This is a genomic window from Micromonospora palythoicola (assembly GCF_036689795.1).
GTDB classification, from domain to species: Bacteria; Actinomycetota; Actinomycetes; order Mycobacteriales; family Micromonosporaceae; genus Micromonospora; species Micromonospora palythoicola.
The window spans coordinates 44141-52325 of the sequence record NZ_JBAGKI010000040.1 but is presented as its reverse complement, the minus strand read 5'-3'; the positions used below and the strand labels follow the sequence as shown (position 1 = coordinate 52325).

The 8185-nt window shown below is 68.2% G+C and carries 8 protein-coding genes and 2 tRNA genes; 2 read left to right on the top strand and 8 right to left on the bottom strand.

Translation table 11 applies throughout. The annotated features are described in order from the left end of the window. The first annotated feature begins 558 nt into the window (after nt 1–558). Entirely contained in the window at nt 559–786 is a 228-nt protein-coding gene (locus V5O40_RS18270) for a hypothetical protein (protein ID WP_093411487.1), read from the top strand. A gap of 4 nt (nt 787–790) precedes the next feature. On the opposite strand, the gene V5O40_RS18265 is transcribed toward V5O40_RS18270, so the two are convergent. The 6 genes from V5O40_RS18265 to V5O40_RS18240 all read right to left on the bottom strand — a co-directional run bounded on the left by V5O40_RS18265 (nt 791) and on the right by V5O40_RS18240 (nt 6221). Beyond that, nucleotides 791–1588 (bottom strand): carbon-nitrogen hydrolase family protein, encoded by a 798-nt coding sequence (locus tag V5O40_RS18265; RefSeq protein WP_332906580.1) that lies wholly within the window; start codon nt 1586–1588, stop codon nt 791–793. 63 nt (nt 1589–1651) lie between these two features. Beyond that, on the bottom strand, nt 1652–2947 hold the full coding sequence (gene clpX, locus V5O40_RS18260; protein WP_269737835.1) for an ATP-dependent Clp protease ATP-binding subunit ClpX: 1296 nt from the start codon (nt 2945–2947) through the stop codon (nt 1652–1654). 207 nt (nt 2948–3154) lie between these two features. Next, nucleotides 3155–3817: an ATP-dependent Clp protease proteolytic subunit gene (locus V5O40_RS18255; protein WP_093411492.1), complete on the bottom strand. Its 663-nt coding sequence runs from the start codon at nt 3815–3817 to the stop codon at nt 3155–3157. Nucleotides 3818–3831: 14 nt separating this feature from the next. Next, the gene (locus tag V5O40_RS18250) at nt 3832–4473 is read right to left on the bottom strand and encodes a ClpP family protease (RefSeq protein ID WP_204015390.1); all 642 of its coding nucleotides are present in this window, start codon (nt 4471–4473) and stop codon (nt 3832–3834) included. 170 nt (nt 4474–4643) lie between these two features. Further along, on the bottom strand, nt 4644–5990 hold the full coding sequence (tig, locus tag V5O40_RS18245; protein ID WP_332906579.1) for a trigger factor: 1347 nt from the start codon (nt 5988–5990) through the stop codon (nt 4644–4646). 157 nt (nt 5991–6147) lie between these two features. Continuing rightward, nucleotides 6148–6221 (bottom strand) — tRNA-Pro (locus V5O40_RS18240). Nucleotides 6222–6502: 281 nt separating this feature from the next. Between V5O40_RS18240 and V5O40_RS18235 the strand changes: the two genes are divergently transcribed. Next, nucleotides 6503–6576 (top strand) — tRNA-Gly (locus V5O40_RS18235). Nucleotides 6577–6847: 271 nt separating this feature from the next. Here the strand turns inward: V5O40_RS18235 and V5O40_RS18230 are convergent. Further along, a complete protein-coding gene (locus V5O40_RS18230; RefSeq protein WP_332906578.1) occupies nt 6848–7417 on the bottom strand; it encodes a hypothetical protein in 570 nt (189 codons plus the stop codon). Nucleotides 7418–7713: 296 nt separating this feature from the next. Then, nucleotides 7714–8094: a VOC family protein gene (locus V5O40_RS18225; protein ID WP_332906577.1), complete on the bottom strand. Its 381-nt coding sequence runs from the start codon at nt 8092–8094 to the stop codon at nt 7714–7716. Between the last annotated feature and the right edge of the window lie 91 nt (nt 8095–8185).

Here is an 8185-nt window from a genome sequence, read left to right as displayed (position 1 = left end):
AACTCAGCTCCACCCGGTGAAACCTCGTTTGGGGCAACCGCTCCAAACTATCCGAGCCGCGCGTTCAGGTCAACCTGAAGATCAGGCTTCCGGAACTTGGCTCAGGCCCACGCCACCGCCCGCCTTTCGGCGGTAACGACTGTCGCGGAGAACCGCAGACCGGCCGATCACCACTGAAGGCGACCCGCCCGGCTCCTGCCGGCTCCAGAACACTACCCGGTCAGCTTCGCGATCGCAACTCCATCTCGCAGAGTCGCCCCGCACCGCCCGGTCTCAGCGGCGCGTCGATCTGATCGTCGCGCAGCTGGCGCCCGTTCTCGGCCGGTTTGCCCCGGCCTCCCGCGTGCAGAGAGAAAGTTACGCGGACGCCCGAGAGAAGGCAAATCAGCCCACGTCGATGCGCTGCTCGGTTCGATCATTGCGGGCGGGCGGACGTGCCCTGCGGGCGGCCCGACGTGCGGCAGGGTCACCGAGACCTGGCCGGGGACTGACGCGGTTCTCGCTGAGTATCTTCGCGCCGACGACCACCATGGGTTCCGGCGTGCCAGAGTGTCTGGCATGGATGACGTGTCCCGGCCCGTAAGCCCGGTCCTCGCCGAGGACGCGCTGCTCGGCCTCCTCTTACCGATATGGCAGCTGCTCATCGGAGCGTTCGTACTCTTCGCGGTCCTCGTTTCGATCGGCCGCCTGGCCCGACGCGGCCCGTCCCGGATGAGTACCGCCCTCCTGATCACCGCCGCCGCCATCGCCGGCTTCGCACTCGTCGGTGTGTTGCTTCAGGGATAGGGCGTCAGAGCCGACGGTTCGCCAGGCTCGGCAACTCGACGCGGATCCGCTCCAGGCAACCCAGGTCGATGTCGGTCACCGCGAGCCCGGGGCCGTCGGGCACCTGGGACAACACCGTCCCCCACGGATCGACCAACATGCTCCGCCCGTAGCAGGTGCGGCCAGGTTCGTGGTCGCCGGTCTGTCCGGCCGCCGCGACGAAGCACTGGTTCTCGATCGCGCGGGCCCGCAGCAGCACCTCCCAGTGGTCCCGGCCGGTGTGCATCATGAAGGCCGCCGGCACCACCAGCAGCTGGGCACCGCCGACGGTGGCCAGTTGTCGGTAGAGCTCCGGGAAGCGCAGGTCATAGCAGATGGTCAGACCCACCCGAAGCCCCTCGACATCGACCACAACCGGCTGGTCTCCGGGGGCGACCGTCGCGGACTCCCGATAGGAGACGCGGCCAGGAATCTCCACGTCGTACAGGTGGATCTTGCGGTAGGCGGCGGCGAGCGTGCCGGAACGGTCGAAGACCAGGGTGGTGTTCCAGGTACGGTCCGGATCGGGGCCGGCCTCGTGGAAGGAGCCGGCGATCAGCCAGACCCCGCGCCGACGGGCGGCGGCGGCGAAGAAGCTGCCCACCCGGCCGTCCACGGACTCCGGCGCCGGCATTCCGGCGCCTGGGCCGAGATAGTCGACGTACTCCGGCAGCAGCACCAGGTCCGCGCCGGCCTCGGCCGCACGGTCGATCAGGCTTTCCGCGGCGGCGAGATTCGCCTCTCGGTCATGCCGGGAGTTGAGCTGGCAGACGGCGACGCGCATGGCTGCCAGCGTACGGGTGAGCGGGCGGCCGGGCACAGTCTGCGGTCGTGGGCCCAGCCGGGATCAGGCGGACTTCTCCTCGCGCTCGCGCCGGGCGCGGCGCCCCGTGAACTCGCGCGGAACGATCGTCGGGTTGACGTTCTCCAGTACGGCCTCTCGGGTGATGAGCACCCGGGCGGCGTCAGGGTTGCTGGGCACCTCGTACATCACGGAGAGCAGGACCTCCTCCATGATGGCGCGCAGCCCGCGGGCGCCGGTGCCCCGCAGCATCGCCTGGTCGGCGATTGCTTCGAGGGCCGGCCGCTCGAACTCCAGCTCGACGCCGTCCAGCTCGAACAGGCGCTGGTACTGCCGGACCAGGGCGTTGCGCGGCTCGGTGAGGATCCGCACCAGCGCGGTGCGGTCCAGGCTCCGGACACTCGTGATCACCGGCAGCCGGCCGATGAACTCGGGGATCAACCCGAATTTGAGCATGTCCTCCGGCATCACCTGGCTGAAGATGTCGTCGGTGGAGCGGTCCGAGACGGCGCGGAGCCGGGCGCCGAAGCCGGTGCCGCCGTGCCCCGTCCGGGCCTCGATGATCTGGTCCAGGCCGGCGAAGGCCCCACCGCAGATGAACAGCACGTTCGTGGTGTCGATCTGGATGAACTCCTGATGGGGGTGCTTGCGACCGCCCTGCGGGGGCACGTTCGCGACGGTGCCCTCGAGCATCTTCAACAGCGCCTGCTGGACACCCTCACCGGAAACGTCACGGGTGATCGACGGGTTCTCCGACTTACGGGCGATCTTGTCGACCTCGTCGATGTAGATGATGCCGGTCTCGGCCCGCTTGATGTCGTAGTCCGCCGCCTGGATCAGCTTGAGGAGGATGTTCTCCACGTCCTCGCCGACGTAGCCGGCCTCGGTGAGGGCGGTGGCGTCGGCGATCGCGAAGGGCACGTTCAACATCCGGGCCAGGGTCTGTGCCAGGTGGGTCTTGCCACACCCGGTCGGACCGAGCAGCAGGATGTTCGACTTGGCCAGCTCCACTCCGTCGGTACCGGAGCCCGGAGCGCCGGCCGCCTCGGCCTGGATCCGCTTGTAGTGGTTGTAGACCGCGACGGCGAGCGCCTTCTTGGCCCCCTCCTGCCCCACGACGTAGTTGTCGAGGAACTGGCAGATCTCCATCGGCTTGGGAAGCTCTTCCCACTTCACCTCGCCGGACTCGGCCAACTCCTCTTCGATGATCTCGTTGCAGAGATCGATGCACTCGTCGCAGATGTAGACCCCGGGGCCCGCGATGAGCTTCTTGACCTGCTTCTGCGACTTCCCGCAGAAGGAGCATTTCAGTAGGTCGCCGCCGTCACCGATCCGTGCCACCTACGTTCTCCCTGCACTCATCGGCCGGAGCTCCGGCCACGACTTGCGGACGCTGACGCTCCGCCCGTCTTACTCCCACCCGCCGGTCGCCCGGCGAAGCGGTACGGAACCGACGTTACCCGCTGCCGGAGGTTTCTCCGACCCCCAAAACGGGTGTGTCAGAGGTCGGTCGGCAACGAGCCCGACCGACCTCTGACCCGATAAGGGTCAGCTGGCCGCGTTCGCGGCCAGCAGACCCTTCTTACGACTGGTGAGGATCGTGTCGACCAGCCCGTACTCGCGGGCCTCCTCAGCCGTCATGATCTTGTCGCGGTCGATGTCCTTGCGGACCAGGTCGACCGGACGGTTGCAGTGCCGGGAGAGCATCTCCTCCAGCTGCGTACGCATCCGCAGGATCTCCTTGGCCTGGATCTCGATGTCCGATCCCTGCCCGTAGCCGCCCTCGGTGGCCGGCTGGTGGATGATGATGCGCGAGTTCGGCAGGGCCATCCGCTTGCCCGGAGTGCCCGCCGAGAGCAGCACCGCGGCGGCCGAGGCGGCCTGGCCGAGGCAGACCGTCGAGATGTCCGGCCGGACGTACTGCATGGTGTCGTAGATCGCCGTCATCGCGGTGAACGAGCCACCCGGCGAGTTGATGTACATGATGATGTCCCGGTCAGGATCCGTCCCCTCCAGGGTGAGCAGCTGGGCCATCACGTCGTTGGCCGACGCGTCGTCCACCTGCACGCCGAGGAAGATGATGCGGTCCTCGAAGAGCTTGTTGTACGGGTTGGACTCCTTGACCCCGTACGACGTGCGCTCGACGAACGACGGCAGAACATAGCGGTTGTGCACGGCCGCGAACTGGGGCGGCAGGCTCAGGTCGGTCATCGTCTGCTCCTCGATCAGCTCAGGGTCCCGGCGCCCTCGGGAACCTGGGCGGCCCCCGTGATCACCTTGTCGATGAAGCCGTAGTCGACGGCCTCCTGGGCGGTGAACCAGCGGTCCCGGTCCGAATCCGCCTCGATCTGCGCCGGCTGCTGACCGGTGTGGTAGGCGACGCGCTCCTGGAACATCCGCTTGGTGTACAGCATCTGCTCGGCCTGGATCGCGATGTCGGCGGCGGTGCCGCCCATCCCGCCGGAGGGCTGGTGCATCATGATCCGGGCGTGCGGGAGGGCGTAACGCTTGCCCTTCGTGCCCGCGCAGAGCAGCAGCTGGCCCATGGACGCGGCCATGCCCATCGCCACGGTCGACACATCGTTGTCGATGAACTGCATCGTGTCGTAGATGGCCATGCCGGAGTAGACCGAGCCACCGGGCGAGTTGATCCAGAGGTTGATGTCGCGGTCCGGGTCCTCCGCGGCGAGCAGCAGCAGCTGCGCGCAGATGCGGTTGGCGACCTGGTCGGTCACCTCGCTGCCCAGGAAGACGATCCGCTCCTTGAGCAACCGGTTGTAGACCGAGTCGTCGAGGTTGCCAATGGTGTCACCGCCGCGGGCCTCGATCGCCCGTAGCGGCTTCGCTGGGATGTGCATGTCGGTCATGGCAGCCCTTCGCTCTCCGTACCGTCGTGTCCGACACTAACCGTTCGGCCGGTCGCCGGACTCCCGGTCCGGGCACTGTTCGCTCTCAGCGCAGCAGGCCGAAGGCGTACCCGGAAAAGGGATCGGGCCACCACCCACCGCGACCGGCGGACGGTGGCCCGACCCGGCGATCAGTGCTCGTGCGAGTGCTCCTGCTCGCTCGCCTCACGCAGCGCGTCCATGGTCACCACGTTGCCGGCCGAGTCCTTGATCGTGATGCGCTCCATCACCGAGGCCAACGCCTTGCCCCGCCGGACGTCGCCGTAGACCGCGCCGGCGGTGCCGGAGCGGACGAGCTGGTCGTAGTACTGCTGGGGGGCCATGCCGGCACGCTGGGCCCGGTGGACGATCTCGTGACCGAACTCGTCGTCGGAGACCTGCACGTCCTCGGCGTCGGCGAGGGTGTCCAGCAGCAGCTGGACCTTGACGCCCTGGGTGGCGGCGTCGGTCAGCTCGGCGTCGATCTGCTCCTCGGTCTTCTCCTCGGCGGCGAGGTAGTCCTCCATCGAGGCGCCGATGCGCTCCAGCTGGTCGGCCATCGCCTCCTTGCGGCTCTCCACCTCGTCGCGGATCACGCCTTCGGGAGCCGGCACCGCGGCGGCCTCGACGAGCTGCTCCAGAGCCTTGTCGCGGGCGGCGTAGATCTGCTCGACCCGCTTGCCCCGGGTGACCCGCTCACGCAGATCCGCCCGCAGTTCCTCGATGGTGTCGAACTCGCTGGCGAGCTGGGCGAACTCGTCGTTCAGCTCCGGCAGCTCCTTCTCCTTGACCGTCCGCACGGTCACCAGCACCTCGGCGTCACGACCGGCGAAGTCGCCGCCCACGAGCTGGGTGGTGAAGGTGGTGTCCTCGCCGGCGGAGAGGCCGACGACCGCCTCGTCCAGGCCCGGCAGGAGCTGCTTGCTGCCCACCTCGTGCGAGATGTTGCTGGCCGAGCCGCCGGGCACCTCCTCGCCGTCGACGGTGGCCCGCAGGTCGATCTGGACGTAGTCGCCCTCGGCTGCGGCACGCTCGACGGTCTTCAGGGTGGCGAACCGCTCACGCAGGCCGTTCACCTGCTCGTCGATCTCGCTGTCGTCGATCTGCAACTCGTCGACGGTGACCTCGATCGAGGCCAGGTCGGGCACGGTGATCTCCGGCCGGACATCCACCTCGGCGGTGAAGTTGAGCGAGTCGCCGTCGTTGAACTCGGTGATGTCGACCTCGGGACGGCCAAGAGTCTTCAGGTCGTGCTCACGCACCGCGGCGAGGATGTTCTGCGGGATCGCCTCCTGCACCGCCTCGTTGAGCACGGCACCCCGGCCGACCCGCTGGTCGATGATCGCCGGCGGCACCTTCCCCTTGCGGAAGCCGGGGATCTGGATCTGCTGGCCGATCTCCCGGTACGCCTTCTTGAGGCTCGGCTCGAGCTCGACGAACGGCACCTCGATGGCGAGCCGCACGCGCGTCGGGCTCAGAGTCTCGACGGTGCTCTTCACAGGCGTACTCCTTGACGGATCTCGGTTGATTCTGGGCGCACTTTCGGCCCATCGAGTGTAGGCGAGCCGGCACGCCGGACCAGCAGCGCCCGGGGCCGGCGGCGGACCTGCCCCGCCTGCCGGTCGTCCAGGTGCCGCCGTCTGGTGCTTGCGGCAGTCGGGGTGGCGGGATTTGAACCCACGGCCCCTCGCTCCCAAAGCGAGTGCGCTACCAAGCTGCGCCACACCCCGTGGCGACGAGCAGTCTATGCCGTCCCTCCGACAACCGGATGCCGGGGCGTCACCCAACGCGCCGAACGAGGACGAACCGGGCGGCGGGCGGCGGGCGGCGGGCGGCGGGCGGCGGGCGGCGGGCGGGTGCAGTTTCCCCGATGTTGCGGCCTCCGGACGGCCCGAGAGGACAACATCCCGGATGTTGCGTGGATCGATGCGACGCGACACCGGGATACGGCCGCGCGGTGGCGGCGGGTATTGGGTAGGCTGTCGGGCGCACCCGGTCCTCCCGGGTGCACGCGGGCGTAGCTCAATGGCAGAGCTTCAGTCTTCCAAACTGACGGTGCGGGTTCGATTCCCGTCGCCCGCTCCAACTGCGTCTGGCCAGGTCGGAGGCCGCATCCCTCGATCCTGGGTCGACCGGCCATTCCCCCGCTTCGATCTTTCGGGCCATCAGCTGCTTCGGCCGCCTTTGCCTTGGGTCTGCCGGGCGATCCGCCGGTCCACGGCCGAGGCGATCTCCCGGTCCCGCCGCTGGTCAAGTGTTGATAGATCAACGCCGCCCGCATGCTCACGTGCCCCGTCCGCTGCGTCAGCTCGCGAGTGCTTGCCAGAGGCTGCGGTGCGGGTGTTGCCGGTATGCGTCAGCCCGCCCTGGTGGGGTGCGGGTCGCACATGCTCTGTGCATCGCGCTCCCAGTCGCTTCCTACGAGAGCGACGGGGTGGGTGACCTCTCTGACCTGCCCGTCTTCCGTCTCAACCGAAAGCCGTAGCGACAAGGGCTCTGGCTGGAAGGCGATCGAGCACTCGAAACGCAGCTCGACCAGGAGCTGACCGGTGCCGCCAGGGGGTAACAGCCGGGGTTGTCCCGTGCCGCGTACCACGGCGCCCGGCCTCTCTGCCTGAACTCCCCGAACCGTGATCGGCGCGGGACCGGCGTTGATCAACATCAACTGCCCAGACAGTTGGATCGATCCCTGGGCGGACGAGCCTCCGAAGTCGGCCGATCGAGGTAAGGCCACGAGTGCGACCACAGCGCTGCGCTCTCGCTGATCACGCGAGTCGCGCAGCTCGCTGACACCGAAGCCGCCGAGCACAACGCCGACCACGAATGCAGCGACGAGACGCAGGACCATTTTCCGCCTGGCGACGAGCCGGCCGGAGATGGTGCCTGTCTCCGCCTGCCGGTGATCCTGCTCGTCCAAGTCGATCACAGCATGCTCTCCGACATGGGCGTGAGCTTAGGGTCACTCCGCTCCGGCCCGTCGCCCGGCCGTGCAGCCCCCTGTACAGCCGAGGCCATCCGCCGATGTCGGCAAGCCCGACGACAACAGACAGTCTGACGGGGCGCGGCGGCAGGATCAGCCATCCGCGATCTTCTTCCAAACCGGAGGCGGGAAGGGGCCATCCGCAGGCCGGCGACGGTGGCGCGTGGCGGGTACGAGCGCCTCCGGGCCGACCTTTGCCCGCAGGCGTTTCGGGCCGCACGACCGCTTGAGCACGATGGCCGTCAGAGTGCGTCGAGGCGGCGCCTGAGCAGGCAGAACTCGTTGCCTTCCGGATCGGCGAGGACGTGCCAGGACGCATCCGCGGGCTGACCGATGTCGGTCAGTACGGCCCCGGCGGCCAGGAGGCGTTCGAGCTCGGCGTCCTGATCGCGGTCCGTGGGGTTGACGTCTATGTGCAGTCGGGCATGTCCGTTCTGCGGCTCGTCGTCGCGGATGAGGAAGATCGTCGGCTGCGGGCCGCCGAAACCTTCGCGCGGTCCTATCTCGATGTAGACCTCCTCCTCACGATCGAGTTCCACGAAGTCGAGGACCTCGCACCAGAACCGCGCCAGCACCTCAAGGTCGCGGCACTTGAGCACGAGCTCACCGATTCGGCATGCCATTGACGAGACCTACTCTCAAGCATGGGCACTGTCGGGGCGGCGGCACGTCGATCTCGTGGGCTTCCCGCAGTGCGTGCGAGTTCGCGATCGT